The organism is Streptomyces sp. AC512_CC834 (assembly GCF_019049325.1).
Classification (GTDB): domain Bacteria; phylum Actinomycetota; class Actinomycetes; order Streptomycetales; family Streptomycetaceae; genus Streptomyces.
In genome coordinates this window covers 52,126-77,921 of record NZ_JAGMUO010000078.1, presented here as the reverse complement: position 1 = coordinate 77,921, position 25,796 = coordinate 52,126, and the positions used below count along the sequence as shown (strand labels likewise).

At 71.6% G+C, this 25,796-nt stretch carries 28 protein-coding genes; 14 read left to right on the top strand and 14 right to left on the bottom strand.

Going from position 1 to position 25,796, the window contains the following annotated elements; all coding sequences use genetic code 11:
• Window positions 1-18: 18 nt before the first annotated feature.
• Window positions 19-1,479: an FAD-dependent oxidoreductase gene (locus tag KUM40_RS27065; RefSeq protein WP_217168808.1), complete on the top strand. Its 1,461-nt coding sequence runs from the start codon at window positions 19-21 to the stop codon at window positions 1,477-1,479.
• Window positions 1,480-1,519: 40 nt separating this feature from the next.
• Here the strand turns inward: KUM40_RS27065 and KUM40_RS27060 are convergent, their stop codons facing one another.
• Window positions 1,520-2,092, bottom strand: a complete 573-nt coding sequence (locus tag KUM40_RS27060) for a Uma2 family endonuclease (RefSeq protein ID WP_217168821.1) — start codon at window positions 2,090-2,092, stop codon at window positions 1,520-1,522.
• Window positions 2,093-2,201: 109 nt separating this feature from the next.
• Window positions 2,202-3,782, bottom strand: a complete 1,581-nt coding sequence (locus KUM40_RS27055; protein ID WP_217168807.1) for a methylmalonyl-CoA mutase — start codon at window positions 3,780-3,782, stop codon at window positions 2,202-2,204.
• A 250-nt stretch (window positions 3,783-4,032) separates the two neighbouring features.
• Between KUM40_RS27055 and KUM40_RS27050 the strand changes: the two genes are divergently transcribed.
• On the top strand, window positions 4,033-4,908 hold the full coding sequence (locus KUM40_RS27050; RefSeq protein ID WP_374227426.1) for a L,D-transpeptidase family protein: 876 nt from the start codon (window positions 4,033-4,035) through the stop codon (window positions 4,906-4,908).
• Window positions 4,909-5,136: 228 nt separating this feature from the next.
• On the opposite strand, the gene KUM40_RS27045 is transcribed toward KUM40_RS27050, so the two are convergent.
• The 6 genes from KUM40_RS27045 to KUM40_RS27020 all read right to left on the bottom strand — a co-directional run bounded on the left by KUM40_RS27045 (window position 5,137) and on the right by KUM40_RS27020 (window position 10,899).
• Window positions 5,137-6,333: a hypothetical protein gene (locus tag KUM40_RS27045; protein ID WP_217168805.1), complete on the bottom strand. Its 1,197-nt coding sequence runs from the start codon at window positions 6,331-6,333 to the stop codon at window positions 5,137-5,139.
• Window positions 6,333-6,995, bottom strand: a complete 663-nt coding sequence (locus KUM40_RS27040; RefSeq protein ID WP_217168804.1) for an RNA polymerase sigma factor — start codon at window positions 6,993-6,995, stop codon at window positions 6,333-6,335. Before KUM40_RS27040 ends, KUM40_RS27045 begins: the two co-directional genes overlap by 1 nt.
• Before the next feature lie 333 nt (window positions 6,996-7,328).
• The gene (locus KUM40_RS27035; protein WP_254395723.1) at window positions 7,329-7,772 is read right to left on the bottom strand and encodes a hypothetical protein; all 444 of its coding nucleotides are present in this window, start codon (window positions 7,770-7,772) and stop codon (window positions 7,329-7,331) included.
• 161 nt (window positions 7,773-7,933) lie between these two features.
• A complete protein-coding gene (locus KUM40_RS27030) occupies window positions 7,934-8,533 on the bottom strand; it encodes a hypothetical protein (RefSeq protein ID WP_217168803.1) in 600 nt (199 codons plus the stop codon).
• Window positions 8,534-8,620: 87 nt separating this feature from the next.
• On the bottom strand, window positions 8,621-9,202 hold the full coding sequence (locus KUM40_RS27025) for a hypothetical protein (RefSeq protein ID WP_217168802.1): 582 nt from the start codon (window positions 9,200-9,202) through the stop codon (window positions 8,621-8,623).
• A gap of 125 nt (window positions 9,203-9,327) precedes the next feature.
• Window positions 9,328-10,899, bottom strand: a complete 1,572-nt coding sequence (locus tag KUM40_RS27020) for a glycoside hydrolase family 20 protein (RefSeq protein WP_217168819.1) — start codon at window positions 10,897-10,899, stop codon at window positions 9,328-9,330.
• A 266-nt stretch (window positions 10,900-11,165) separates the two neighbouring features.
• Between KUM40_RS27020 and KUM40_RS27015 the strand changes: the two genes are divergently transcribed.
• From KUM40_RS27015 to KUM40_RS26970, 10 genes are all read left to right on the top strand, one after another.
• On the top strand, window positions 11,166-11,663 hold the full coding sequence (locus KUM40_RS27015; protein WP_374227425.1) for a 2-oxo-4-hydroxy-4-carboxy-5-ureidoimidazoline decarboxylase: 498 nt from the start codon (window positions 11,166-11,168) through the stop codon (window positions 11,661-11,663).
• 276 nt (window positions 11,664-11,939) lie between these two features.
• On the top strand, window positions 11,940-12,320 hold the full coding sequence (sdhC, locus tag KUM40_RS27010; protein WP_003974113.1) for a succinate dehydrogenase, cytochrome b556 subunit: 381 nt from the start codon (window positions 11,940-11,942) through the stop codon (window positions 12,318-12,320).
• A gap of 5 nt (window positions 12,321-12,325) precedes the next feature.
• On the top strand, window positions 12,326-12,808 hold the full coding sequence (locus KUM40_RS27005; RefSeq protein WP_217168801.1) for a succinate dehydrogenase hydrophobic membrane anchor subunit: 483 nt from the start codon (window positions 12,326-12,328) through the stop codon (window positions 12,806-12,808).
• A 19-nt stretch (window positions 12,809-12,827) separates the two neighbouring features.
• Window positions 12,828-14,588 (top strand): succinate dehydrogenase flavoprotein subunit, encoded by a 1,761-nt coding sequence (sdhA, locus tag KUM40_RS27000; RefSeq protein ID WP_217168800.1) that lies wholly within the window; start codon window positions 12,828-12,830, stop codon window positions 14,586-14,588.
• Entirely contained in the window at window positions 14,588-15,361 is a 774-nt protein-coding gene (locus KUM40_RS26995; protein WP_217168799.1) for a succinate dehydrogenase iron-sulfur subunit, read from the top strand. The genes sdhA and KUM40_RS26995 overlap by 1 nt, the downstream gene beginning before the upstream one ends.
• 177 nt (window positions 15,362-15,538) lie before the next feature.
• The gene (locus KUM40_RS26990) at window positions 15,539-16,159 is read left to right on the top strand and encodes a Uma2 family endonuclease (RefSeq protein ID WP_217168798.1); all 621 of its coding nucleotides are present in this window, start codon (window positions 15,539-15,541) and stop codon (window positions 16,157-16,159) included.
• A gap of 41 nt (window positions 16,160-16,200) precedes the next feature.
• Window positions 16,201-16,611 (top strand): VOC family protein, encoded by a 411-nt coding sequence (locus KUM40_RS26985; protein ID WP_217168797.1) that lies wholly within the window; start codon window positions 16,201-16,203, stop codon window positions 16,609-16,611.
• A 96-nt stretch (window positions 16,612-16,707) separates the two neighbouring features.
• A complete protein-coding gene (locus KUM40_RS26980) occupies window positions 16,708-17,115 on the top strand; it encodes a hypothetical protein (RefSeq protein WP_217168796.1) in 408 nt (135 codons plus the stop codon).
• A 4-nt stretch (window positions 17,116-17,119) separates the two neighbouring features.
• Complete coding sequence (locus tag KUM40_RS26975; RefSeq protein WP_217168795.1) at window positions 17,120-17,608, top strand: thiol-disulfide oxidoreductase DCC family protein; 489 nt, start codon at window positions 17,120-17,122, stop codon at window positions 17,606-17,608.
• An 11-nt stretch (window positions 17,609-17,619) separates the two neighbouring features.
• Complete coding sequence (locus tag KUM40_RS26970; protein WP_217168794.1) at window positions 17,620-18,378, top strand: TetR/AcrR family transcriptional regulator; 759 nt, start codon at window positions 17,620-17,622, stop codon at window positions 18,376-18,378.
• A 29-nt stretch (window positions 18,379-18,407) separates the two neighbouring features.
• Here the strand turns inward: KUM40_RS26970 and KUM40_RS26965 are convergent, their stop codons facing one another.
• Both KUM40_RS26965 and KUM40_RS26960 read right to left on the bottom strand, forming a co-directional pair.
• Window positions 18,408-19,700 (bottom strand): metallophosphoesterase, encoded by a 1,293-nt coding sequence (locus KUM40_RS26965; protein ID WP_217168793.1) that lies wholly within the window; start codon window positions 19,698-19,700, stop codon window positions 18,408-18,410.
• Between the two features lie 63 nt (window positions 19,701-19,763).
• Window positions 19,764-20,003, bottom strand: a complete 240-nt coding sequence (locus tag KUM40_RS26960; RefSeq protein WP_217168792.1) for an SCO4848 family membrane protein — start codon at window positions 20,001-20,003, stop codon at window positions 19,764-19,766.
• Between the two features lie 91 nt (window positions 20,004-20,094).
• Between KUM40_RS26960 and KUM40_RS26955 the strand changes: the two genes are divergently transcribed.
• A complete protein-coding gene (locus KUM40_RS26955) occupies window positions 20,095-21,369 on the top strand; it encodes a D-alanyl-D-alanine carboxypeptidase family protein (protein WP_374227424.1) in 1,275 nt (424 codons plus the stop codon).
• Here KUM40_RS26955 and KUM40_RS26950 read toward each other — a convergent pair.
• Genes KUM40_RS26950 through KUM40_RS26935 form a run of 4 tightly spaced genes read right to left on the bottom strand, consistent with a single transcriptional unit; the run spans window position 21,317 to window position 24,243 of the window.
• Window positions 21,317-22,258, bottom strand: a complete 942-nt coding sequence (locus tag KUM40_RS26950; protein WP_254395722.1) for a YihY/virulence factor BrkB family protein — start codon at window positions 22,256-22,258, stop codon at window positions 21,317-21,319. The genes KUM40_RS26955 and KUM40_RS26950 overlap by 53 nt on opposite strands.
• Complete coding sequence (locus tag KUM40_RS26945) at window positions 22,246-22,785, bottom strand: GtrA family protein (RefSeq protein WP_254395737.1); 540 nt, start codon at window positions 22,783-22,785, stop codon at window positions 22,246-22,248. The genes KUM40_RS26950 and KUM40_RS26945 overlap by 13 nt, the downstream gene beginning before the upstream one ends.
• Window positions 22,746-23,696 carry a decaprenyl-phosphate phosphoribosyltransferase gene (locus tag KUM40_RS26940; protein ID WP_217168817.1) on the bottom strand — a complete coding sequence of 317 codons (951 nt, stop codon included), beginning with the start codon at window positions 23,694-23,696 and terminating at the stop codon, window positions 22,746-22,748. The genes KUM40_RS26945 and KUM40_RS26940 overlap by 40 nt, the downstream gene beginning before the upstream one ends.
• A 37-nt stretch (window positions 23,697-23,733) precedes the next feature.
• Entirely contained in the window at window positions 23,734-24,243 is a 510-nt protein-coding gene (locus tag KUM40_RS26935; RefSeq protein WP_217168788.1) for a phosphatase PAP2 family protein, read from the bottom strand.
• A gap of 133 nt (window positions 24,244-24,376) precedes the next feature.
• On the opposite strand from KUM40_RS26935, the gene KUM40_RS26930 reads away from it, so the two are divergent.
• The gene (locus tag KUM40_RS26930; protein WP_217168787.1) at window positions 24,377-25,786 is read left to right on the top strand and encodes an FAD-binding oxidoreductase; all 1,410 of its coding nucleotides are present in this window, start codon (window positions 24,377-24,379) and stop codon (window positions 25,784-25,786) included.
• The last annotated feature ends 10 nt before the right edge of the window (window positions 25,787-25,796 follow it).

The following is a 25,796-nucleotide window of genomic DNA, read 5'->3' as shown; positions in this document are numbered from 1 at the left end:
AAGGAGAGGAGAGTGTTCATGCAGCCGAACACGAGCACGAGTACGAGCACGAACACGGACGTACTGACGGACGTACTGATCGTCGGCGCGGGCCCCACCGGTCTCGCCCTCGGAGTGGACCTGGCCCGGCGCGGCGTGGACGCACTGGTCCTGGAGCGGGCGGCCGAGCTGTTCCCCGGCTCGCGAGGCAAGGGCATCCAGCCCCGGACGATGGAGGTCTTCGACGACCTCGGCGTCCTCGACGCGATCCACGCGGCAGGCGGGACCTACCCGGTCGGCATGGTCTGGCAGAACGGCGAGCGGGTCGGCGAACACCAGATGTTCGACCCGGCGGAGCCGAGCGAGGACTCGCCGTACAACGCGCCGTGGCTGGTGCCGCAGTGGCGTACGCAGGAGATCCTGGCGGCGCGGCTGGCGGAGCTGGGCGGCGAGGTCGCCTTCGGCCGGGAGGTCACCGGGCTCACGCAGGACGCGGACGGCGTCACCGCGCGCCTCTCCTCGGGCCGGGCGGTGCGCGCCCGTTACCTGGTCGCCGCGGACGGCGGCCGGTCCGCGGTGCGCCGCGCGCTGGACATCGGCATGACCGGCGAGACCGTCGACCCGAACCCGACCCTGGTCGCCGACGTGCGGATCAGCGGCCTGGACCGCGACAACTGGCACGTCTTCCCGCCCCGCGAAGGCGGCGCCGGCTTCCTGGCGGTCTGCCCGCTGGCCGGCACGGAGGACTTCCAGGTGGTGGCCCAGTTCCCGGAGGGCACGGACGTCGACCTCACGCCGGACGGCATCCGCAAGGTCGTCGCGGACCGCTCGCACATCGCCGCCGAGGACGTCACCGAGGTGCGCTGGGCCTCCGACTTCCGGCCGCGGGCCGCCCTGGCCGACCGCTTCCGCTCGGGCCGGGTCTTCCTCGCCGGGGACGCGGCGCACGTGCACTCACCGGCGGGCGGACAGGGCCTGAACACCAGCGTCCAGGACGCCTACAACCTGGGCTGGAAGCTGGGCGCGGTGCTCACGGGCGGCGCCCCGGCCGCGCTGCTGGACAGCTACGAGGAGGAACGGCGCCCGATCGCCGCGCGGATGCTCGACCTGTCGACCAGCGTCCACCGCGGCGAGGTCCGGCGCGGTGGGGCGACGCGGCAACTGGGGCTGGGGTACCGGGACTCGTCCCTGACGGTGGAGGCGCGGGCGGCGGTTGTGGAGGGTGCCGCGGTACGGGCCGGGGATCGTGCGCCCGACGGCCGGGTCGGCGACGTACGGCTCTTCGACGCCTTCCGGGGGCCGCACTGGACGCTGCTGGCGCTGGGCACCGACGCGCCCGGCGGTGGGGCGGGGGCGGCGGTGCGGGTGGTGCGCGGGGGCGCGCACGGGGCGTACGGGACGGGGCTGTTCCTCGTACGGCCGGACGGGTACGTGGGGTGGGCCTCAGACACGCCGGACGGCCTCGACGCCTACCTGGGCCGGTTCGGTCTGACCGGCTGAGCGGCTGAGGCCCTGAGGCCCGAACCGGTTCCCGTCCGTCTCAGTCGTCGCCGTCGAGGAGGGTGTCGACGGAGAGGCCGAGGGTGACGCCGACGGATTCGGGGACAGGGACGTCCTGGCCTCGCTTGAAGCGCTGGGGGGCGGGATACTTGCCGTCGGCCGGGTCGGTGTGGAGGAGGACCTCGTCGTGGTGACGGTCGGCGATGACGTAGACCGGGATGCCCGCCCTGGCGTATGTCCCCACCTTGATGGCCGTGTCATTGGACCAGTTGGTGGAGGTCACCTCGAGGACCAACCGGAAGACGTGCGGCGAGTAGCAGTTCTTCTCCACGACCGCGTCCCTGTAGACGTCGTCGACCACGGAGAAGTCGGGCACCGCATAGTCGTCGGGACCCGTCGGCAGCCACAACCCGATGCCACCGAGGTATCTGAGCCCCGCCTGCCTGGCCCCGACCCGGGCGAACTCCTCGACCAGCCAGGTCAGCGACTCCTGGTGCGGACCATCCGGCGGCGGTGTCACAACGATGCTCCCGTTGAGGATCTCTACCCGGTGACCGGGCAGCTCCTCCCAGAGATGGTCGGCAGCATCGCCAAGCGACGACTCGTGCATCATGACAGCCACGGCACCCTCCTTACGGGAACACCCTCCACGAGCCTAACCAGGAGTGTGCGCTTTTCACCCCCGATCACCCATTCGAGGTAACGGCCCAGCTCAGCGCCCGTCAGAAGGCATCGGAGGGCACATACGTCCCCCAGACCTCCCGCAGCGCGTTGCAGACCTCGCCCACCGTCGCCCGGGCCCGCAGGGCGTCCTTCATCGGGTACAGGACGTTGTCCTCGCCCTCGGCCGCCTTCTTCAGGGCCGCCAGCGCGGCGTCGACCGCCGCCTGGTCGCGCTCCGCGCGGAGCCTGGCCAGCCGCTCGGCCTGCTGGGCCTCGATGGCCGGGTCGACGCGCAGCGGCTCGTAGGGCTCCTCGGCGTCGAGCTGGTAGCGGTTGACGCCGACCACGACGCGCTCGCCGGAGTCGGTCTCCTGGGCGATGCGGTAGGCGCTGCGCTCGATCTCGCCCTTCTGGAAGCCGTGCTCGATGGCGTTGACCGCGCCGCCGAGGTCCTCGACCTTCCGCATCAGCTCCAGCGCCGCCGTCTCGACGTCGTCGGTCATCTTCTCGACGACGTAGGACCCGGCGAAGGGGTCGACGGTCGCCGTCACGTCCGTCTCGTAGGCGAGGACCTGCTGCGTACGCAGGGCGAGTCGCGCGCTCTTGTCGGTGGGCAGCGCGATGGCCTCGTCGAAGGAGTTGGTGTGCAGCGACTGCGTGCCGCCGAGGACCGCGCCGAGGCCCTGCACGGCGACGCGGACGAGGTTGACCTCGGGCTGCTGGGCGGTGAGCTGCACGCCTGCGGTCTGGGTGTGGAAGCGCAGCATCAGCGACTTGGGGTTCTTCGCGCCGAACTCCTCGCGCATCACCCGCGCCCAGATCCGGCGGGCCGCGCGGAACTTGGCGACCTCCTCCAGGATCGTCGTACGCGCCACGAAGAAGAAGGAGAGGCGGGGCGCGAAGTCGTCGACGTCCATGCCGGCCGCGACCGCCGTACGCACGTACTCGATGCCGTCGGCGAGCGTGAACGCGATCTCCTGCGCGGGAGACGCGCCCGCCTCGGCCATGTGGTAGCCGGAGATCGAGATGGTGTTCCACTTCGGGATCTCGGCCCGGCAGTACTTGAAGATGTCCGCGATCAGCCGCAGCGACGGCTTGGGCGGGAAGATGTACGTCCCGCGCGCGATGTACTCCTTCAGCACGTCGTTCTGGATCGTGCCGGTGAGCTGGTCGGCGCCGACGCCCTGCTCCTCCGCGACCAGTTGGTACAGCAGGAGCAGCAGCGAGGCCGGGGCGTTGATCGTCATCGACGTGGAGACCTTGTCCAGCGGAATCCCGCCGAACAGCACCCGCATGTCGTCGACGGAGTCGATGGCCACGCCGACCTTGCCGACCTCACCGCTGGAGATCGGGGCGTCGGAGTCGTGGCCCATCTGGGTGGGCAGGTCGAAGGCGACCGACAGGCCCATGGTGCCGTTGGCGATCAACTGCTTGTAGCGGGCGTTGGACTCCGTCGCCGTGCCGAAACCGGCGTACTGGCGCATCGTCCACGGCCGGCCGGTGTACATGGACGGGTACACGCCCCGGGTGAAGGGGTACTTCCCCGGCTCGCCCAGCTTCTCGGCCGGATCCCAGCCCGCCTGGGTGTCGGGCCCGTAGACCGGTTCGATGGGCAGCCCGGACTCGGACTCGCGCGTCATGGTGTGATGCCTCCCGCTGAGCACATGTTCGAACTGGTCGAACTACCCGTCACTTACTGGCCAGTACAGACCGACTCTTCGACGGACTGTATCCGCGTGCGTGCACCCGGTGGAGAGGCGCACGCTGGGACCTTCCTCACAACCTCGGTGCGGTCCCGGTCACAACGATGCCGTGCCGTTCGCGGGACGTCATCCGCGGGAACAACTCAGGGGACGTCCGTGCGGGGCCGTGAGACGACGGGGGGCCGTGATGCGCATGACTACGGGCAGGGGAAGTACGGACAGGGGAAACACGGGCGGGGGAGGCACCGGCCGGGCGGTCGCCGTCGCCCTGGGGGCCGTACTGGTGGCGGGCGGCTGCACCGTGCAGGGCACGGGTCCGGACGGCAAGGGGCACGCGCCGGTGCGGATAGACGTCACCGGGGCCCCGCCGAAGAGCACGCCGTCCCACGACCGGCCGTCGAGCGCGCCGCCCACCCGGGCGGCCGGGGCGGCCAGGGTGCTGTGGAAGCGGGGCGACTCCGGCCGGGACGTCCGCGAACTGCAGGCCCGGCTGCGCCAGGTCGAGTGGCTCGTGGACGGGCCGACCGGGACCTACGACGACCCGACCGAGCGCGCGGTCAGCGGCTTCCAGGGCAAGCGCGGGCTGCCGCGGACGGGCCGGACGGACACCGTCACCTGGCAGCGGCTGCTCGGGATGTCGCACGAGCCGGGCAAGTGGGACCTGTACCTGATGGGCGGGCAGCCGGCCGCCGCGCCCGACCCGCGCTGTCTGACCGGCCGGGTGCTGTGTGTCAGCAAGTCGAGCCGGACGCTGCGCTGGATGATCGACGGGCGGACCGTGTCGACCATGTCCGTGCGCTTCGGCTCCCAGTACACGCCGACCCGGGAGGGCGTCTTCCAGGTCTACTGGAAGTCCCGCCACCACGTCTCGACGCTCTACGACTCGGCCATGCCCTACGCCATGTTCTTCAGCGGCGGCCAGGCCGTGCACTACTCCTACGACTTCGCGGCCCGTGGCTACGCGGGTGCCTCGCACGGCTGCGTCAACGTGCGCGACGAGGCGGCGATCGCGGATCTGTACGCGCAGGTGAAGAACGGCGACAAGGTCGTCGTGTACTGGTGAGGCGCCGCGACCGCGATGCGGCACAGCCGCGGATGGGGCCGGATGGGGCGCGGACGGGACCGGGGGAACGTGTCCCGCCCGCGCCGGGTGCACGAGCCGCAGGTACGGGGGGAACCCCGGCTCGGTGCAAAAAGCCGATGACCAGTCGGCTCACTCATTACTGCGTCACGGTGGCCGAAAGTGTCACACCCTCGGCGAGCGAATCTCCGTCGCCGACGAAAGTGCAGGTCAGGTGGCGTCCACGGAGGCGGCGGACGAGGGGTGGGGGGCGTAGACCGGCCCCTGCCGCGACAGGAGTTCGTAGGACGACGGGGTGCGCGGACCGTGAGGGGCGTGGGGGACGTGGGGGTTCCGGTCGGGCGGGGCTATGTGACTGTCGTCGTCATCGTCCTTGTCACCCTTGTCACCCTTGTCACCCCTGTCGTCTTTGCCACCCTTGCCGTCGTCGCCGTCGTCGCCCTTCTTTCCACCCTTGCCGTCGCCGTCACCTTTACCGTTCTTGTCACCCTTGTTGCCCTTGCTGCCCTCGTCGCCCTTGCCGCCGCCGTCGCCGGTGGCCTTCCGGAGTTCGCCCTCCCGGGCCGCGTCTCCGGAGTCGCCGTGCTCCCTGCCGTCCCGGCTGCCGGTGCGGTCCCGCGTGGCGGAGTCCTTTTCCTCGAGGAGGTCGCCGCAGTACTTGCCGACCCGCGACGATCCCCCGGCCGCCTCCTTCAGCGCGCGCTTGTGGGCGCCGTCGAGTTCCTTGCCGGAGCGCACCTTGCGGCAGGACGCGGCGAGGTGCGACCGCCGTCCGTCTGAGCCGCCCGTGTCCCGGTCGTCGGCGTCGCGGTCGCCCGCCTTGCCGCGGTCCCGCGTGGTGCCCCCGCCGGACGCGTCCGGGGTGGTCCCGTCGGGCTCGGACTCGCCCTGCGCGCCGTCCAGCGGTGAGGGTGAGACGAGCGGGCGGTCGGGGGACGCCGCGGCCGAGACGGTGGCGGCGGGTTCCGGTTCGGTGCTGTGGAACGGTGTCGGCAGCACTCCGGTTCCGGCGGCCACCGCCACGCCGCCGACCATGCCGACGGTCAGCGCGGCGGCCAGCCCGAGGCGCAGAGGGCGGTTCCAGCGGGGGCGCCGGACCGTGTCGCCGCGCGGACCGATGCGGACAAGACCGGCGTCGGAGGGCCGGGGGGCGGTGCCATGGGCGAGGGCGGCCGACGCCGACACGTCGGCGCTCTCGGCGCGCGCCTTGCGGAACACGGCCAACGCGGCGGCCTCGCCCGGGAGTTCCTCGCTGGTCCGGGCGGGTACGGCGGAGAGCGCGCCCAGGGCGACGACCAGCCGCCCGGCCCGCTCGCGGGCGGCGGGGTCGACACCCTCCAGTGGCTCTCCGCGCAGCAGAAGCTCCGCCGTTTCGCGGTCCAGCCACTTGTCCTGCTCGTCGGCCATCACATGTCCTTCTGCGTCCGCGCACGCGTATGCGTCACACTCGCGGACGTCACCGCAGGACCGCGCGGTTCTCGCTGCGGAGGCAGGGCGTCGAGCCCGCCGCCGGATTCCGGATCGCAGGCGAGCAATTCGGCCAGGCGCTTCAGGCCGCGGTGCGCGGCGGTGCGGACGGCTCCCGGCCGCTTGCCCAGCGTCTCGGCGGCGCTCTTCGCGTCGAGGCCCATCACCACGCGCAGCACGACCGCCTCGGCCTGGTCCTGGGGCAGCCGGGCGATGAGGGAGAGGGTGTTGCCGGTGGCCAGTGCCTCCATGGCCTCGCCCGCGGTGTCGGACTCCGCGGGCCTGCCGGTCAGCTCCGTCTCGTCGCCGCCGATGGCCGGCCGGCGGCCGCGCATGCGGATGTGGTCGAGGGCGCGGTTGCGGGCGATGCGGGCGGCCCAGCCGCGGAACCGGTCGGCGTCGCCGTCGAACCGTTCCAGGTCGCGGGCGATCTGCAGCCAGGCCTCGGACGCGACGTCCTCGGCGTCGTGATCACCGACGAGCGTCCGTACATACCCGAGCAGCCGCGGATGCACGGCGCGGTACACAGTCCGGAACGCGGTCTCGTCCCCGTCCTGTGCCGCACGCAGCGCGGCGGTCAGCTCCGCGTCGTCCCCCAGCACCGAGAAGCCTTTCTGCGCCTGAACCGGCGCCGCTCTCGCGGACGTGGTCCTCGCCGTCGTGGTTTCCCCAGCCTCCCGCTGGTCGGCGCGAATGGCACGTTACGTCTTGAAACCGCCAGTCGTCCATGTCCACCTCGTATTGCCGTACAAGATGCAACTAACCCGTGACGCGGTGGGGTGTGACACAAAACGCAGTGGCGGCGCTGAAGGGAGTACGGGTCGCCGCGCGGCCCGTACCGCGCGACGGCCGGGGCCTCTCCTGTGGGGGGTGGCGGCCCCGGCCGTTGCCACGGCCCGCCCGCTCCGCCTCGCGAAGGCCGTCTCGTCACCCGGTCAGCGGGCCGCCGTGGCGTCCCGGCACAGCAGCCGGAGCGAGCCGTCGCCGGCGAAGCAGCGGCGGGCCTCGTCGATCGGGTCCCACAGGCGGCCGTCGGGGGTGCGGACCCAGTGGTCGCCGCCGGTCGCCCACCACTCGCCGCCCGCCTGACGCACGATCACCTCACCGGCGTACGCGCCGAGTCCGCGCAGCGCCGCCTCCATCGCGGCGTACGGCGCTCCCTCGCGCCGGATGCCGTCGATCACCCGGTCGACGCGCCACAGGCTCTGCTCCGAGTAGTCGAGGTGCAGCCGGGCGCCCTCGCGCAGGGTGGCGACCGCGTCCGCCGCCCACCGCACCGGCTTCGCGGCGGCCGACGGACGGGGCTGCTGCCGGCTCGTCGTCGCGCTGGTCGGTCCGCTCGTCGATCCGCTGGTCAATCCGCTGGTCACAGTCGTCATATGGGCTATAGCGCCGCGGGGCGGAGTTGCGTCACACACGAACGCCGGTCGTTCCGCAACCGGCGCAGTACCGCCCCACCTCCGCCACGTCCGCCGCACCGCCGCCGCGCGTTCGCCGCATGTCGGTCACAGGGGGCCGGGGCGGGTGCCGGGCCTCGGGTTCAGCCCCGGCCGCGTGCCCGGCGGGAGACCACGGCGCGCAGTACCCGGCGCCCCTCCGTGGAGACCTCCAGAGCCGGACGCAGCCCGGCCGGGCCGTGAGCGGCGAGCAGTTCCAGGACGCCGGTCTGACGGCGCAGTTCGGCGGCGACGAGGGGTGACAGTCCGTCCGTACCGGCCTCGCGGGGTACGTCGGTCCCCGGCGTCGCCCGGGCCGCCTCCGCCGCGGGGTCGAGGAGCCGGTGGATCCGGAGCGCGGCGACGGAACAGGCGTCGGCCCACGTCCGCATCGCCGGGCCGGAGCACTCGGCCGGCGCGGACGCGAGCATGCGGCGGGCGAGGGAGACGGCCTCGTCCTCGCCGGCGGCGTCGGGGCCGGCGAGCTTGTCCCGCACCTGCGTCAGGCCCTGCGCCCAGTCGCGGCCGACCTCGTCACCGACCTCGTCACCGGCCTCACCAGTGTCGTCGGCGAGGGTCGCCCACAGGGGTCTGAGGACCTCGTCGTCGCCGTCCAGCAGCGGGACGCAGCGATCCAAACAAGCCAGCCCGCTCGCGGCGAGCCCGCGTACGTCGGCCCGCGCGATCAGTTCCACCAGGCTCATCGGATGCCTCCCTGTTCCTGCCGTCTCGCCCCGCTCACCACCACGGGGCCCGCACTGACCCTTACTGCGTGCGACGGCCCGGGAGTGTCACAGCGGCACGACGCCCAGCCGGTCGAGGAACCGGAAGAAGAGGTTTTCGGCCACCGGACCGGAGTCGGAGCCCACGTCCGCCTCCGCCTCCGCGTTCGCCTCCGCCTCCGCCTCCGCGTCCGTTTCGGCGTCCGGATCGTCCGACAGCACCCGGGCCAGGTCAGCGGCGCTCGCCGTGCGCCCCGCCTCGGCCGCCCAGGCGACGGCACGCTCGGCGGCGTCGCGGGGCTCCAGGAAGTAGTCCTCGAGGGTGAGTCCGTCCCGTTCGGCGCCCAGGTACCCGGCCATGGCGGACCGGGCCAGGCAGGTCGTCCACGCCCCGCTCTCGGGCGCCGCCGCCTCCACGACCACGCAGTCGCTGTCCATCACGTACCCGAACAGCGCGGGCGCGCCGGTCTGCCCGGCCAGGTCGTTCATGTTGCCGACGTCCCCGTCGCCGCCCGGGAACTCCCACACCTGCCAGCCGTCCGGCGCGGACCGGCGCAGGGTCATGTCCGCGGCGGCGGCGCCTGCCAGCGCCTCCAGCTCGGCGAGCGGCCGCTCGGCGCGGCCGACGACGAAGTACCCCCAGTAGCCCATGTCCCGGTTCCCCCCGGCGTGTCTCGGTTCGACTCGGTCAAAAGACCACCACAGCCGTACGGGAGTTCGCAGCCGGATCGGACAATCGGCGCGCCGCCACCCGGGACCCGCCCGGGATGTCCGCGTCAGTCGAGGCGGTTCGCCAGCGACTTGAAGTCCGCCCAGGACAGCTCGGGCTTGTCGGCGTCCCACAGCTTCTGGACCGTAGCGGCCAGTGGCAGCCGGATGCCCTCGGCGACCTGCGCCTGCGTCTGCGCGCTCGGGATGTCGCCCCAGACCGCGAAGCTGCCGCCGAGTATCTGGTCGTCGTACTTGGCGTCGACCGCCTGGGTGCCGCGCAGGACCCGCGGGGTCCACTGCTCGTAGATGCGCTCGCCGGTCGGGTAGACGAAGGTCTGCGGCTGGCCGAGCACGTAGTAGAGGAACTCGTCGTTGTAGTTGAGGACCTGGCGGCCGGCGCTCAGGTACTCCGTCGGCGGGCGGGCGCCGATCTCCTTGCCGGTCCAGTAGGCGACCTTGATCTCCTTGAGCGGCTCGACGGACGTGTCCTTGAAGAAGCCGTCGTTCCACGCGCGCGGGACGCGGTCGTGGGCCATGACGGTCTTGGCCCGGTCGTTGAGCCAGTCGGTGGTGAGGTCGGCGACGGTGCCGCCGGAGCCGTACGCCTTGCGGGCGGCGGCGGCCAGCGTCGGGTAGGAGGCCTCGGGGTCCGGCACCACCAGGGCCTGGTACTCGTCGGCGCCGAGGTGGAACTGGGTGCCGGGGAACAGGTCGGCGTACTCGTTCAGCAGGTCGTCGACGATCTCGGCGGCCTCGGGCTTGGAGATGTCGATCGCGCCGCGCGTGGCCCTGCCCTGGGCGTTGCGGAGCTGGAGGTCGGGGTGCGCGGCGATCACGGCGCCGAGGTGGCCCGGCGAGTCGATCTCGGGGACGACAGTGATGTGGCGCGAGGCGGCGAGATCGATGATCTCCTTCGTCTCGGCCTTGGTCAGATGCTCGTCCGAGACGATCTCGGGGTGCGAGTCGGACTCGATGCGGAAGGCCTGGTCGTCGGAGAAGTGCAGGCCCAGTTCGTTGAACTTGAGGTCGCCCAGCTCGCGTATCCGGTCCTTGATCCAGTCGGCGTCGTAGTGCTTGCGGGCGATGTCCAGCGAGAAGCCGCGCTTCGGCTTGGCCGGCTCGTCCTTCACCACGCCCTCCGGCGCGGTGCCGCCGCCGGCCACGGCCTGCTTCAGGGTGCGGGTGCCGTAGTACACGCCGGCCTCGGCGGGCCCGGTGACGGTGACGCGGCCGTCGCTCACCGTCATGGTGTACGACTCGGGGTTCGCGCCGTTGTCCGCCTTGACGTCCAGCAGCAGGTCCCCGGCGCGTTCGTCGTCCTTCTCCCCCGCGTACGTCATCCCCAGGTCGCCGGCGATCTGCTTGCCCTCGTCGGCGAGGCCGGAGTCGGCGACGACGACCCGGTGGCCCTTCTCCGGCTGCCAGCCGGGGCCGCGGGCCGCGGTGTGGTCGCGCACGGCGGGTATGGTCCGTGGCTCCTTCGACAGCGGGTAGGAGCGGCTGGGGCTGGGCGCGGCCGCCTCGCCGGAGGTACGCGCGGCCGCGCCCTCCTGGCCGCCGTCGCCGTCACCGTCGGTGTCGGTGGCCCACAGGCCGACCCCCACGCCGAGCGCCGCGACCACGGCACCGGCGATCACCGCCCGCTGCCTCACCTTGTGCGCCGGTATCCGGCGTCCGTGCTGGCTCACGGCGCCAACCTATGGCCACCGCTGCCGTCATGCGTCCACCACATATTCTGAAACTCTCCCGTTCGGGTGAAATTCGGTCATCGGTCGGACGCGCGATGCCGTCACTCGATAACGTGACGCCACATCTCTCGCACCATCTCCTGCCGACTCATACGTGAAGAAGCCCACGAGGATCCACGCTGCCTGCGCACCGTCTCCCAGACCTCCCCCGCCGAGTGGCCATACCGGTACCGGCGCAAACACGCGCCAATCCGGCAAATCCCTCCCCGCTGGAGCGCTTCAACACCGCCTCCCCCGACGAGGCCGCCCAGACCCTGCTGACCTGCCTGAACAGTCACGCCTGGGCCCACCGTCTCGCCGCCCACCGCCCCTATCCGGACCTCCCCGCCCTCCTCGCGGCGGCGGACGAGGCGGCGTACGACCTCTCCCCGGACGACCTGACGGAGGCCCTGGCGACCGAAAGCCTCCCGGCCCTGCCCGAGGACACGTACGCGGCGGCCCACACGGCGTTGAGCGCGGGCCACGCGGCCTACGAGGCCCGCTTCGGACACGTGTTCGTCATCTGCCTGGACGGTTTAAGTCCCGACGACGCCCTGAACCACGTACTCGCAGCCATCCGGTCACGCCTGAACAACGATCCGGAAGAGGAACGCCTGGTAACGGCAGAGGAACTCCGGCAACTGGCAAAGGCACGTCTGAACAACACCCTCTAGGGGCGCGGGGCTGTGACATCAGCGGCTCCGCCGCGGGGCGCGACCAGCCACGGACGACCCGCACCCGGCATTCAAGACAAACCCCACCCCCGTAGCCGCCCCGCACCCAAACCCACTGCTCCTTTGAGTGCAAGTTTGATCACAACGGCAGGCCCCCCGTAAGCACCGCAGGTACACGTCGCTACCATGCTGGGGGCCGGTGGACCGTACCCGGCCGGGCCCGACCGACAAGGAAAGCCGGCGCGGCCCCAATCCCCGCTCCCGGAGGAAATTTCCGTGCCGGCTGGAACGCTGTACCGCGGCCGGGAAGGAATGTGGTCCTGGGTGGCTCATCGAGTCACCGGCGTCCTCATCTTCTTCTTCCTGTTCGTTCACGTGCTGGACACCGCCCTCGTGCGAGTGTCCCCCGAGGCCTACGACACCGTCGTGGCCACGTACAAGACGCCGATCGTCGCGCTGCTGGAGTACGGCCTCGTCGCCGCCATCCTCTTCCACGCGCTCAACGGCCTGCGTGTCATCGCCGTCGACTTCTGGGTCAAGGGCGCCCGCTACCAGAAGCAGATGCTCTGGACCGTCGTCGCCCTGTGGGTCGTGCTGATGCTCGGGGCGATCTACCCCGTCCTCGGCCACGCCGCTCGTGAACTGTTCGGGAGCTGACGCCAATGTCCACGACTGAATCCCCCGCTTCCGGGATCGGCCCCGTCGAGGGCGCCTCCCTGTACACGGTCGACAACCCGGCGCCGCTCATCGAGGCGCCCCGCGCCCGCACGAAGAAGACCCCGAGGACCACCCGGGGCAACTTCGAGATGGTCGCCTGGCTCTTCATGCGCCTGTCCGGCGTGGTGCTGGTCGTCCTGGTCCTCGGGCACCTCCTCATCCAGTTGGTCCTCGACGGCGGCGTCTCGAAGATCGGCTTCGCCTTCGTGGCGGGCCGCTGGGCCTCACCGTTCTGGCAGGTCTGGGACCTCGCGATGCTCTGGCTCGCCATGCTGCACGGCGGCAACGGCCTGCGCACGGTCATCAACGACTACGCGGAGCGCCCGAACACCCGCCTGTGGCTCAAGGGCCTGCTCTACACCGCCACGGTGTTCACCATCCTGCTGGGCACGCTGGTGATCTTCACCTTCGACCCGAACATCCGCTAGGCACGGGGCTGCGAAAATCATGAAGGTACACAAGTACGACACCGTCATCGTCGGCGCCGGTGGCGCCGGCATGCGCGCGGCCATCGAGTCGACCAAGCGCAGCCGCACCGCCGTGCTGACGAAGCTCTACCCCACCCGCTCCCACACGGGCGCCGCGCAGGGCGGCATGGCCGCCGCGCTGGCCAACGTGGAGGAGGACAACTGGGAGTGGCACACCTTCGACACGGTCAAGGGCGGTGACTACCTGGTCGACCAGGACGCCGCCGAGATCCTGGCGAAGGAGGCCATCGACTCGGTCCTCGACCTGGAGAAGATGGGCCTGCCGTTCAACCGGACGCCCAACGGGACGATCGACCAGCGCCGCTTCGGCGGGCACAGCCGCAACCACGGCGAGGCTCCCGTCCGCCGCTCCTGCTACGCGGCCGACCGCACCGGTCACATGATCCTCCAGACGCTGTACCAGAACTGCGTGAAGGAGGGCGTGGAGTTCTTCAACGAGTTCTACGTCCTGGACCAGCTCATCGTCGACGACCCCGAGACGGGTCTCAAGAAGTCGGCCGGTGTGGTGGCGTACGAGCTGGCGACCGGCGAGATCCACGTCTTCCAGGCGAAGTCCGTGATCTACGCGTCCGGCGGCACCGGCAAGTTCTTCAAGGTGACCTCCAACGCGCACACGCTGACCGGTGACGGCCAGGCGGCCGTGTACCGGCGCGGGCTGCCGCTGGAGGACATGGAGTTCTTCCAGTTCCACCCGACCGGCATCTGGCGCATGGGCATCCTGCTGACGGAGGGCGCCCGCGGTGAGGGCGGCATCCTGCGCAACAAGGACGGCGAGCGCTTCATGGAGAAGTACGCGCCGGTCATGAAGGACCTCGCGTCCCGTGACGTCGTCTCCCGCTCCATCTACACGGAGATCCGCGAGGGCCGCGGCTGCGGTCCCGAGGGCGACCACGTCTACCTGGACCTCACGCACCTCCCGCCGGAGCAGTTGGACGCCAAGCTGCCCGACATCACGGAGTTCGCGCGTACGTACCTCGGCATCGAGCCCTACACGGACCCGATCCCGATCCAGCCGACCGCGCACTACGCGATGGGCGGCATCCCGACCAACGTCGAGGGTGAGGTCCTCGTGGACAACACCACCGTCGTCCCGGGCCTGTACGCGGCCGGCGAGGTCGCCTGCGTGTCGGTGCACGGCGCCAACCGCCTGGGCACCAACTCGCTGCTCGACATCAACGTCTTCGGCAAGCGGGCGGGCATCGCCGCGGCGGAGTACGCGCAGAAGGCGGACTTCACCGAGCTGCCGGAGGACCCCGAGTCCCTGGTCGTCGAGCAGATCGAGCGGCTGCGCTCCGCCACCGGCACCGAGCGGGTGGCGGTGATCCGCCGCGAGCTGCAGGAGTGCATGGACGCCAACGTCATGGTGTTCCGCACCGAGCAGACGATCAAGACGGCCGTCGAGAAGATCGCCGAGCTGCGCGCCCGGTACAAGAACGTGTCGATCCAGGACAAGGGCCGGCGCTTCAACACCGACCTGCTGGAGGCCGTCGAGCTGGGCAACCTGCTCGACCTGGCCGAGGTGATGGCGGTGTCCGCCCTGGCCCGCAAGGAGTCGCGCGGCGGTCACTACCGCGAGGACTTCCCCACCCGCGACGACGTCAACTTCATGCGCCACACCATGGCGTACCGCGAGGTGGGCGACGACGGCGCCGAGTCCATCCGGCTCGACTACAAGCCGGTCGTCCAGACCCGCTACCAGCCGATGGAGCGTAAGTACTGATGGCTACACCCGTTATGGACAAGGCCGACTCGGCTCCCGAGCCCGGCTTCGCCGACTCTCCCTACATCACGGTCACCTTCCGCGTCCGGCGGTTCAACCCGGAGGTCGCGGCCGAGGCGGCCTGGGAAGACTTCCGGCTGGAGATCGACCCGAAGGAGCGCGTCCTCGACGCGCTGCACAAGATCAAGTGGGAGTTGGACGGAAGCCTGACCTTCCGACGTTCCTGCGCGCACGGCATCTGCGGCTCGGACGCCATGCGGATCAACGGCAAGAACCGCCTCGCGTGCAAGACGCTGATCAAGGATCTCAGCCCCGAGAAGCCGATCACCATCGAGGCCATCAAGGGCCTGACGGTCCTCAAGGACCTGGTCGTCGACATGGAGCCGTTCTTCCAGGCGTACCGGGACGTGATGCCCTTCCTGATCACGAAGGACACCAACGAGCCGACGCGTGAGCGTTTCCAGACCGCCGAGGACCGCGAGCGCTTCGACGACACGACGAAGTGCATCCTGTGCGCCGCCTGCACGTCCTCGTGCCCGGTGTTCTGGAACGACGGCCAGTACTTCGGCCCGGCCGCGATCGTCAACGCCCACCGCTTCATCTTCGACTCGCGCGACGAGGCCGGCGAGCAGCGGCTGGAGATCCTCAACGACCGCGACGGCGTCTGGCGCTGCCGCACGACCTTCAACTGCACGGACGCCTGCCCGCGCGGCATCGAGGTCACCAAGGCCATCGCGGAGGTGAAGCGAGCGCTGATCACGCGCCGCTTCTGACGTCCGTCGGTTTACGCCGGTATTACGCCGGTATACGGCTGTGAGGGCCCCGTTTCCTTCTGGAGGCGGGGCCCTCTGGCATATGCCACACGATTGGGTGAACGGGGCCGCAACGGACGTGAGGGCGTCCTCCGCCCTACGATGATGGTCTCGACACCAGCCCCTAGGAGGCACGCGATGTCCGCAGCATCAGTCGAGCTGCCCCACGGCGACCTTCCGCTGATCGCGGAGGCGAACCGCCTCATGGACCGCAATCCGGGCTACCGCGTCGAGATCATCGGAGGCCAGCTCCTCGTGACCCCGCCACCGGACGTTCCGCACTCGCGGGCCCTGACCAAACTCATGCGCCCGTTCATCACGGCGGGCCTCGACGACGGCGGAACCGAAGTGCACCAGGGCATCGGTCTCTGGCTGCCCACCGACGCCGAGGACTACGCGATTCCGGACCTGGCGATCGTGGACGCCGACGTCGACGACCACCTCATCGAGAACAACTGCTACGACCCGGTCTGCTTCCGCCTCGTCCTGGAAGTCACCTCCAGCAACTGGAAGAACGACCTGAGGACCAAGGTCACCGCCTACGCCGCCGCCATGGTCCCCGTCTACGCGATCGTCGACCGCAAGCACCAGCGCCTCCACGTCCTCACCGACCCCGACTGCGCCGACTACAGCACCCACCGCGTCCACTCCCCCGGTGAGACCGTCACCCTCCCCGACTCGCTCGGCGCCGAGGTCACGCTGGACGTCGCCGAGGTCCTTGCCGCCGGACGGCCGAAGCGCGCGCCCGACGAGGGCTGACAATCAGCCATTCCGGGCGACGATCGTCCTAGCCTGACGCCATGTCAGATGACGAGTCGTACGAACTGCTCGGGTTCGACAACGTACTGCTGCCCGTCGGGGACCTCGCCGAGGCCGTCGGGTTCTACGAGCGCGCCGGCTTCCCGGTCGCCTACCGGCTCGACGAGGCCGGGATCGCGCTGCTGAAGGTGGGCGTCGAGACGCCGGGGCTCCTGCTGCGGGTGGAGGAGGAGTTCGGGCGGCAGCCGCCGATGTGGCCCTCCGCCCGGGTGTGGCTGGAGGTGACCGACGCCCGCGCGGCCGCGCATGCGCTGCGCGAGGCGGGGGTGCCGCCGCTCGACGAGCCGTTCCCCGTGGCCACCGGCTGGACCGTCGAGTTCGCCGACCCGTGGGGCAACGTCATCGGCCTCACCGACTACTCCAAGCGTCCGGAGCTGGGCCGCCGCCCCTGAGCCGCCAGCACTCTCCGATCCGGCTTGAACGTGTTCAAAAACAGGTCTACAGTCAGTCCTGTCAGCGTTTTGAACGCGTTCAAGGAGGGGTGGGGCATGGACCGCACCGTCATCGCCTACGTCATCTACCTGGTCGTCAGCATCGGCCTGACCGTCTGGGTGGCCCGCACGCTCAGCCGCAACGGGCGGGTCTTCCTCGCCGACGTACTGCACGGCAACGAGAAGCTCGCCGACGCCGTCAACCACCTCCTGGTGGTCGGCTTCTACCTCGTGAACCTCGGGTTCGTCGCCCTCTACCTGAGCGGCGACGACACCATCACCGACACCCGGGGCATCTTCGAGGCGCTCTCGACCAAGATCGGTGTGGTGCTGCTGGTGCTCGGCGTGATGCACCTGGGCAACGTGTACGTGCTCAACAAGATCCGGCGCCGCGGGATGATGGAGCGCGAGCAGGTGCCGCCGGTTCCGCCGCAGGGCTGGGTGGCACCGGCGGCCGGGGCCTGATCCGATGGCCCCCGCTCCCGGGACGACGGCCGGCGCCCCCGTGCGCCGGCTCACCGTCCTCTACGACGCCGAGTGCTCCCTGTGCACCCACGTACGGGACTGGCTGCTGCGCCAGCCGCGACTGGTGCCGCTGGAGCTGGTCCCGGCCGCGTCCGACGAGGCGCGCCGGCGCTTCCCCGGCCTCGACCACAGGGCCACCCTCGACGAGGTCACCGCCGTGGGCGACGCCGGGCAGGTCTACCGGGGCGCCGCCGCCTGGGTCGTCGTCCTGTGGGCGCTGCGCGAGCACCGTGCGCTCGCCCACCGGCTCAGCACGCCCGCCGGTGCCGTGATGGCCCGCGGGGTCGTCCTGGCCGCCGCCAAGTGGCGGGGCGGACAGCGGCAGTGGGGCGGCAAGGGGTACCACCGCGTCGACGGCTGGGTCTACGAGCCGGGCCGCGGGTGGAGGTACGCCGGACCCGGGTGTGCCGACGGCACCTGCACCACTCGATAGGCTCTGGACCCGTGCCTGCCACCAACGACGGCCCCGACGACGGTGCCCACCTCAGCAAGTCCGAGCAGACCCGCGCGCTGATCCTGGAGACGGCCATGCGGCTGTTCCAGGAACGCGGTTACGACCGGACGACGATGCGGGCCATCGCCCAGGAGGCCGGGGTCTCCGTCGGCAACGCGTACTACTACTTCGCCGGCAAGGAGCACCTGATCCAGGGCTTCTACGACCGGATCGCCGCCGAGCACCGGGCGGCGGTCCGCGAGGTCCTGGCCAAGGAGACGGACCTGGAGGCGCGGCTGGCGGGCGTGCTGAAGGTGTGGCTGGACATCGCCACGCCGTACCACGAGTTCGCGGTGCAGTTCTTCAAGAACGCCGCCGACCCGGACAGTCCGCTCAGTCCCTTCTCCCCGGAGTCGGAGCACGCGCGCGTGGAGGCCATCGGCATCCACCGCGCGGTGCTCGCCGGCGCGAAGACCAAGGTGCCCGAGGAGCTGCGGGACATCCTGCCCGAGCTGATGTGGCTCTCCCAGATGGGCCTCGTCCTGTACTGGATCTTCGACCGCACCGAGGGACGCGAGCGCAGCTACCGCCTCGCCGAACGCGGCGCCCGGCTCACCGCGCGGGGCGTCGTGCTGGCCCGCTTCCGGGTGCTGCGCCCGCTGGTGCGCGAGGTGCACGAACTGTTCACGGACTTCCTGCCGGGGATGACCAAGGCCTTCCCGGACCCCGCGAGGAAGCCGGACCCGGCGGCCGGGGGGAAGGGGAAGTAGCCGGACCCGGCGGCCGGGAAGACCGCCGGTCAGGCCTGACGGGACGCCAGCTCGATCACCGTGATGTCCGAGGGTGCCCCCACGCGCGTGGGCGGGCCCCAGGCGCCCGCGCCGCGGCTGACGTAGAGCTGGGTGTCGCCGTAGCGCTCCAGGCCCGCCAGCGTCGGGTTGGCGGCGCCCGCGATGAGGTTGCCGGGCCAGAGCTGGCCGCCGTGGGTGTGGCCGGAGAGCTGGAGGTCGACGCCGTGGTCGACGGCGTCGTGGATCTGCACCGGCTGGTGGGCGAGCAGCACGCACGCGCGGGAGCGGTCCCGGTCGCCGAGGGCCTTGGCGTAGTCGGGGCCCTGGCCCTCGTCCTCGCCCGCCACGTCGTTGACGCCGGCGAGGTCGAAGTGGGGCAGCTCGGTACGGGCGTTCTCCAGCGGGAGCAGGCCGAGCCGCCGTACCTCGGCGACCCACTCCTCGGCGCCGGAGAAGTACTCGTGGTTGCCGGTGACGAAGTACGCGCCGTCCCGGGCCTTCAACTGCGCCAGCGGGGCGGCGGCCGGGCCGAGGTCCTTCACGCTGCCGTCGACCAGGTCGCCGACGACGGCGACGAGGTCGGGCTGCGTGGAGTTGATCGTGTCGACGACCTTCTGCGCGAAGCCCCGGCCGAGCACCGGGCCGAGGTGGATGTCGCTGACGACGGCGATGCGGTAACCGTGCGCCGCGCGCGGGAGCTTGGCCAGCGGCACGGTGACCCGCTTGACCGACGGGCCGTTCAGCACGCCGTACGTGCCGTAGCCGACGGTTCCGACGGCCGCCGCCGCTGCGGCACCGGCGACGACGCGGGAGACGAACAGGCGGCGGGAGGGAAGGGCGAGGGGACTGCTCGGGGGCGGGGTCCCAGAACCGGGACCCGGTGTCTGGGGTGCCTCGGACGCCGGCTCGGGTGTCTGGGGCGTCTCGGGCGTCTCGGGTGCCTCGGGTGCCTCGGGCGGCTTCGGTGGGGTCGTTGCCGCCCGGCGTTCCAGGAACCGCCGCAGCAGCGGCCGTACGACCTCGCCCGCGAGCACCGCGAGCAGCAGGTAGATCGACAGGGCCAGCCACAGGAAGCCCGGCCAGGCCAGCACGCGCTGGAGCCAGAACGGGGCGCCCGCCTGCTCGGCGACCAGCGCCCCGACCGCCAGCAGCCAGCCCCCGGCGATCACCGCCGCGCCGATCCGGCGCACGGCTCCCGGACTCCGGGTCGTGTCGCGGAACAGGCGCCGCCACATGTACCAGTTGGCCGCCACGAGGACGCCCACCACCAGCAACGCGACCAGCGCGAAGACGACCACCATGCCGTCGTTTCCCCTCGATTGTGGCGTCGGTGACGCCGGTGACGCCGGTGACGTCCGTGACGCCTATGACGTTCGGCGCAGTGCGCGCACGCCGCGCAACCCGATGCCCCCGACGACCGTCCCCAATATGAAGGAGACGACCGCGAGCAGCAGGTGCACCCAGAAGTACGCCGTGGGGTCGCCGTCCTCGAAGGCGAGCCCGCTGCCGTCCTTGATCAAATTCTTGACGAAAGTGATCCAGATGATCCAGCTCCACACCCCGAAAGCGAGCAGGAACCAGGAGACGGGGCGGCTGAGCTTCATGACTCAAGTATCGCCGCACGCTGTCCGGATCCGTGCCCGGGGTGGGGAGGGGGGTGGGAAGGCGCCGCTCGCGGGGGGTACGTTTCGGCTCGTGCCCGCACCCAAGAAGGCCCTCAGGCGATCCCTGTCGGTCACCTCCGCCGCCCTGACCGCTCTCGTCGTCCTCTCCCCCGCCGCGCTCGCCGCGCCGAGCCCGTCGACGAGTCCGTCGGCCACTCCCCCGGCGTCGATGTCGACGGTGGGCGGCGCGCGGCTCGGGAAGCCCGGGACGCAGGTGGATCTGGCGGGTGGGGCTCCCGTGCTCCCGAAGGACCTCACCGCCCGTTCGTGGATCGTGTCGGACGCCGAGTCGGGCGACGTGCTGGCCGCCCACAACGCGCACTGGCGGCTGGCCCCGGCGAGCACCCTGAAGATGCTGTTCGCGGACACGCTGCTGCCGAAGTGGCCGAAGACGACGAAGCACAAGGTCGAGGTCTCCGACCTCGCGGGCATCGGCGCCGGTTCCAGCATGGTCGGCGTCAAGGAGGACGAGACCTACACGGTCCACGACCTGTGGCTCGGGGTCTTCCTGCGCTCCGGCAACGACGCGGTGCACGTGCTGTCCGCGATGAACGGCGGCGTCAAGAAGACCGTCGCGGACATGAACGCGCACGCCGAGGAACTGCAGGCCCTCGACACGCACGCGGTCAGCCCCGACGGCTACGACATGCCGGGGCAGGTCTCCTCCGCGTACGACCTGACGCTGTTCGCGCGTTCGGGGCTGCAGAAGAAGGACTTCCGCGAGTACGCCTCCACGGTCCGCGCGAAGTTCCCGGGCGAGACGAAGAAGGACAAGAAGGGCAAGACGACCCGTAAGCCCTTCGAGATCCAGAACACCAACCGGTTGCTGGCGGGCGACTCGGACGTGGAGGTCTACCCGGGCATCGCGGGTGTGAAGAACGGCTACACCACCAACGCGGGCTACACCTTCACGGGCGTCGCCGAGCAGGGCGGCAAGGTGCTGCTCGTCACGGTCATGAACCCGGCGAAGGAAGAGCACAACGAGGTCTACAAGGAGGCCGCCCGGCTCTTCGACTGGGGCTTCGAGGCGGTCGGCAAGACGCGGCCGGTGGGCGAGCTGGTGCGCCCGAAGAGCGCCACGCAGGCGAGCCCCTCGCCCGAGGCGTCCGGGGAGGCCGGCGGCACCGGGAAGGGCGCGGCGGGCACGAAGCCGGTGGCGGGCGCCCAGGCCACGGACGGCGGCGGGGGGGTCGGGATCGCGGCCGGCATCACCGCCGGGGTGCTGGTGCTGGTCGCGGGCGGCGCCTTCCTGGTCAACCGGAAGTGGCCGCTGCCGGACCTGGTCCGCCGCCGGACGCGTCCCTGACGCCCGGACCGCCCCCGGCACCGTCGTCCCCCAGTTCTTGCTCCTTGCTGCCCGTGGCCGTCCAGGAGGCGCAGAACAGCACCAGCTTCGAGGTGAAGTTGATCCACAGCAGCAGGGCGACGGGGACGCCGAAGGCGCCGTACATGCTCTTCGCCGCGACGCCCTGCATGTAGCCGCTGAGGAGCAGCTTCAGCAGTTCGAAGCCGACCGCGCCGATCAGCGCGGCGACGATCAGGCGGCGGCGCTCGGGCTGGACGCCGGGGAGCAGGGTCAGCACGTACAGCAGCAGGAGGAAGTCGGCGAGGACGGCGACGGCGAAGGCCGCGACGTAGAGCAGGACGCCGCCGACGCCGCCCTCGGCGAGGCCGATCGAGCGGATGATCCAGCCGACCAGCGCCGAGGCGACGGTGGAGATGGCGACGGTGATCAGCAGCGCGCCGCCGAGGCCGACGAGGACGCCCGCGTCCTTGGCCCGGTGCAGGACCGGGTTCTCCTCCTCGTCGGGCAGCTCCCAGACGGCGCGCAGACAGCCCCGGGTGGCCTCGACCCAGCCCATGCCGGTGAACAGCAGCAGGAGACCGGCGATGAGGCCGACGGTGCCGGCGTTGTCGACGAGGCTCTGGATGTTCAGTTGGTCGGAGATGCCGGGGATCTGGTCGGCGAGCTTGTCCTGGAGCTGGTCCTGCTGCTTCTTGGTGAGCGTGGCGGCGGCGACGGCGGCGGCCAGACTGAGCAGCGGGAAGAGCGCGACGAAGCTGGTGAAGGTCATGGCGGCGGCCAGCCGCGACCACTTCACCCGGTCGAGACGTTCGTACGAGCGCCACGCGTGCGTGGTCATCAGGCGCGCGATCCAGGGCCCCACGACGGGGAGCTTCTTCAGCCAGTCCATGATCCGACCCTGCCCCCGCTCGTCCTGTTCCATGATCTCGGCCGGCCACCGGATCCGCCGCCGGATCCGCCGCCGACTCCGGTGACGACTCCGGTGACGGGCCGGAAGACCAGTGTTCTTGTGCCCCAGAAACGCAGGATCGTGCCCAGGACCATGCCGATCCCCGCGCCGGAGACGGTGTCGGCGCGCTGCGAGGTGAGGCCGAGGCCGTAGTGGCTGACGGTGAGGCAGAGGAGCTGTACGGCGGCTCCGGCGGCGTTCACGGCGAAGAACACGGCGCAGGGGCGCAGGCCGCGCGGGCGGGTGTGCCGGTAAGTGCCCAGGGCGTTGCCCGCGTACGCGACCGAGCAGCCGGCGACGAAGGAGAGTGTCTTGGCGGTGAGCGGGCCCAGGCCGGCCGGGCCGCGCAGGCAGGTGAAGAGGCCGAGGTCGACGGCGTAGGCGAGCAGGCCGACGGAGGCGAAGCCCAGCAGTTCGCGCCGGTCGGCTACCAATTGGCCACCGCCAGGCCGTACATCGCCGCCCAGGCGACGCCGATGAGCGCGAGCGGGCGGTCGCGCAGGACGACGTCCTCGGGTTCGCCGGCGGTGCCGCGGTCGGCGAAGACGGCGTAGCGCAGGACGGCGAGGACGAAGGCGACCATGGAAAGCTGGCGCCAGGGCAGCACGCTGGTGTGCGGGACGCCGCCCTCCTCCATGGCCCACAGGCAGTAGCCGAGGACGGCGACACCGGCGGCGAGCTGCCAGACGAAGCGGAGGTAGCCGGTGGTGTACTCGGTGAGCAACGCGCGCGTGGCGCCCGCCTTCTCCGCGAGCTGCACGGCTTCGGAGTACCGCTTGGCGGCGACCATGAACAGGGCGCCGAAGCCGGTCGTGATGAGGAACCAGCGCGACAGGGGGATGCCGAGCGCGAGTCCGCCGATCATCGCCCGCATCAGGAAGCCGGTGGTGACGACGGCGAGGTCGACCACCAGGACGTGCTTGAGGCTGACGCAGTACGCCACCTGCATGGCGAGGTAGGCGGTCAGCAGGGCCGCGACGGGCGGCGGGCACAGCCAGGCGGCGAGGGTGGGCGCGAGGACGCCCAGGGCGCCTCCGACGGCGTAGGCGAGCGGCACCGGGACCTGTCCGGCGGCGACCGGGCGGTGGCGTTTGACGGGGTGGGCGCGGTCCGCCTCGGCGTCGCGGGCGTCGTTGACGAGGTAGACGGCGGCGGCGCAGGCGGTGAACAGGACGAAGACCAGGGCGAGCCGGCCGAGGGCGTGGGTGGAGAACAGCTCGCCCGCGGCGGCCGGGGCGGCGACGACCAGGACGTTCTTGACCCACTGGCGGGGGCGTGCGGTACGGAGCAGCCCGGCCGGGATGCCCGCCCCGCGCGGTGGCGTGGTCTCCTGCCGCTGCTCCGGGGCGCGTTGGCGCTGGACGGCAGTCTCAGTCACGGCGGTGTCGGTGACGGCCGTGTCGGTCACGGCGGTGTCAGTCACGGGTGCCTCCGCGCATCCAGTCGGCGCCGAGCCGGGCCGTGAGCGCGCCCAGGGCGGCGCCCGCCGCGACGTCGGAGGGGTAGTGGACGCCGACGACCAGCCGGGAGGCGCACACGGCGGCGGCGAGCGGCCAGGCGGCACGTACCCCGAGCGCGCCGAAGACGACGGCGGCCGCGGCGGCCGAGGTGGCGTGGGAGCTGGGGAAGGAGTGCCGGCCCGCGGTGCGCACCAGGGGTTCGACGTGCGCGGGGCGGGGACGGCGCACGACGCGCTTGACGCCCATGCTGACGACGTGGGCGCCCGCGGTGAGCGCGGTGCCGCGCAGCCAGGCCGTGCGCCGGGGGGCGTCCACGGCGGCCGAGGCGAGGCCCGCCGCGAGCCACAGCGCCCCGTGCTCCCCGGCCCAGGACAGGGCACGCGCGGCACCGGCGACGCGCGGGTCCGTGCCGCAGGCCCTGAGCGCGGTGACGATCCGGTGGTCCATGTCGTCGAGGTCGTCCATGTGGACTCACTGTTCACGCCCGCGGCACGGGAAGTCCGGCACTCTCCAGCGACATACCATTAATCACCCGTTTCAGGGACGGCCCGAATGTTTTGGAACTAATCATTCGCATAGGGGCGATACGGTCACCGCCATGTCTGCCGACACCGTCCCCGACGCCGAACCGGATCTCGACGGCGCCCCGGATCTCGACGCCGACTGGGGTCCCGTCACCGGCTGGGGCCGCACCGCCCCCACCGCGGCCCGTCTGATCCGCCCGCGGACGTACGAGGAGGCCGCCGTCGCCGTCCGCGACTGCGGGGCCCGGGGCGGCATCGCGAGGGGGCTGGGGCGGGCGTACGGGGACGCCGCGCAGAACGCGGGGGGTGCCGTGCTGGACATGACGGCCCTGGACCGGGTCCACGCCATCGACGTCGGCGGCGGCACCGTGCTCTGCGACGCGGGAGTCTCCCTGCACCGGCTGATGGAGGTGCTGCTGCCGCTGGGCTGGTTCGTGCCGGTGACGCCCGGCACCCGCTATGTGACGGTCGGCGGGGCGATCGGCGCGGACATCCACGGCAAGAACCACCACGTGTCGGGCTCCTTCGCACGGCACGTGCTGTCCCTGGAGCTGCTCACCGCCGACGGCGCGGTCCGCACCGTCACGCCGGGCACCCCGCTGTTCGACGCGACCGCCGGCGGCATGGGGCTGACCGGGGTGATCCTCACGGCGACGCTGCGGCTCCAGCCGGTCGGGACGGCGCTGATGTCGGTCGACACCGAGCGTGCCGCCGACCTCGACGACCTGATGGCCCGGCTGACGGCCGGCGACCACCGCTACCGCTACTCGGTCGCCTGGATCGACCTCCTCGCGCGCGGTGCGGCGATGGGCCGCGCGGTGCTCACCCGCGGCGACCACGCGCCCCTGGACGCGCTGCCCGCCGGCTCGCGCGCGCGGCGGCAGCCGCTTGCCTTCCGCACCTCGCGCCTCCCTGCGGCCCCCGACTTCCTTCCGGGCGGACTGCTCAGCCGGACGACGGTGGGGCTCTTCAACGAACTCTGGTACCGCAAGGCGCCCCGGGCCGGCCGGGGCCGGCTCCAGCGGATCTCCACCTTCTTCCACCCGCTGGACGGCGTCCCGCACTGGAACCGGGTCTACGGCCGCGGCGGCTTCGTGCAGTACCAGTTCGTCGTCGGGCACGGCCGGGAGGAGGCCCTGCGCCGGATCGTGCGACGCATCTCCGACCGCCGCTGCCCGTCCTTCCTGGCCGTCCTCAAACGGTTCGGCGAAGCCGACCCCGGCTGGCTCTCCTTCCCCGTGCCCGGCTGGACCCTCGCGCTGGACATCCCGGCGGGCCTGCCGGGCCTGGGCACCTTCCTTGACGAGCTGGACGAGGAGGTCGCCGACGCGGGCGGCCGGGTCTACCTCGCCAAGGACTCCCGGCTGCGGCCGGAGCTGCTCGCCGCGATGTACCCGCGCCTGGACGACTTCCGCGCACTGCGCGCGGAGCTGGACCCGCGCGGGGTGTTCGTGTCCGACCTGGCCCGCCGCCTCGCCCTCTGACCCCCTCAGG

Coding starts and splice junctions, on each gene's coding strand:
- KUM40_RS26985 (WP_217168797.1), top strand. CDS start 16,201: ATGTCAGATGACGAGTCGTACGAACTGCTCGGGTTCGACAACGTACTG.
- KUM40_RS27005 (WP_217168801.1), top strand. CDS start 12,326: ATGTCCACGACTGAATCCCCCGCTTCCGGGATCGGCCCCGTCGAGGGC.
- KUM40_RS27045 (WP_217168805.1), bottom strand. CDS start 6,333: ATGGCCGACGAGCAGGACAAGTGGCTGGACCGCGAAACGGCGGAGCTT.
- KUM40_RS26930 (WP_217168787.1), top strand. CDS start 24,377: ATGTCTGCCGACACCGTCCCCGACGCCGAACCGGATCTCGACGGCGCC.
- KUM40_RS26980 (WP_217168796.1), top strand. CDS start 16,708: ATGGACCGCACCGTCATCGCCTACGTCATCTACCTGGTCGTCAGCATC.
- KUM40_RS27055 (WP_217168807.1), bottom strand. CDS start 3,782: ATGACGCGCGAGTCCGAGTCCGGGCTGCCCATCGAACCGGTCTACGGG.
- KUM40_RS26965 (WP_217168793.1), bottom strand. CDS start 19,700: ATGGTGGTCGTCTTCGCGCTGGTCGCGTTGCTGGTGGTGGGCGTCCTC.
- KUM40_RS27065 (WP_217168808.1), top strand. CDS start 19: ATGCAGCCGAACACGAGCACGAGTACGAGCACGAACACGGACGTACTG.
- KUM40_RS27050 (WP_374227426.1), top strand. CDS start 4,033: ATGCGCATGACTACGGGCAGGGGAAGTACGGACAGGGGAAACACGGGC.
- KUM40_RS26995 (WP_217168799.1), top strand. CDS start 14,588: ATGGCTACACCCGTTATGGACAAGGCCGACTCGGCTCCCGAGCCCGGC.
- KUM40_RS27030 (WP_217168803.1), bottom strand. CDS start 8,533: ATGAGCCTGGTGGAACTGATCGCGCGGGCCGACGTACGCGGGCTCGCC.
- KUM40_RS27060 (WP_217168821.1), bottom strand. CDS start 2,092: ATGATGCACGAGTCGTCGCTTGGCGATGCTGCCGACCATCTCTGGGAG.
- sdhA (WP_217168800.1), top strand. CDS start 12,828: ATGAAGGTACACAAGTACGACACCGTCATCGTCGGCGCCGGTGGCGCC.
- KUM40_RS26935 (WP_217168788.1), bottom strand. CDS start 24,243: ATGGACGACCTCGACGACATGGACCACCGGATCGTCACCGCGCTCAGG.
- KUM40_RS27025 (WP_217168802.1), bottom strand. CDS start 9,202: ATGGGCTACTGGGGGTACTTCGTCGTCGGCCGCGCCGAGCGGCCGCTC.
- KUM40_RS26960 (WP_217168792.1), bottom strand. CDS start 20,003: ATGAAGCTCAGCCGCCCCGTCTCCTGGTTCCTGCTCGCTTTCGGGGTG.
- KUM40_RS27035 (WP_254395723.1), bottom strand. CDS start 7,772: ATGACGACTGTGACCAGCGGATTGACCAGCGGATCGACGAGCGGACCG.
- KUM40_RS26950 (WP_254395722.1), bottom strand. CDS start 22,258: ATGGACTGGCTGAAGAAGCTCCCCGTCGTGGGGCCCTGGATCGCGCGC.
- KUM40_RS26990 (WP_217168798.1), top strand. CDS start 15,539: ATGTCCGCAGCATCAGTCGAGCTGCCCCACGGCGACCTTCCGCTGATC.
- KUM40_RS26975 (WP_217168795.1), top strand. CDS start 17,120: ATGGCCCCCGCTCCCGGGACGACGGCCGGCGCCCCCGTGCGCCGGCTC.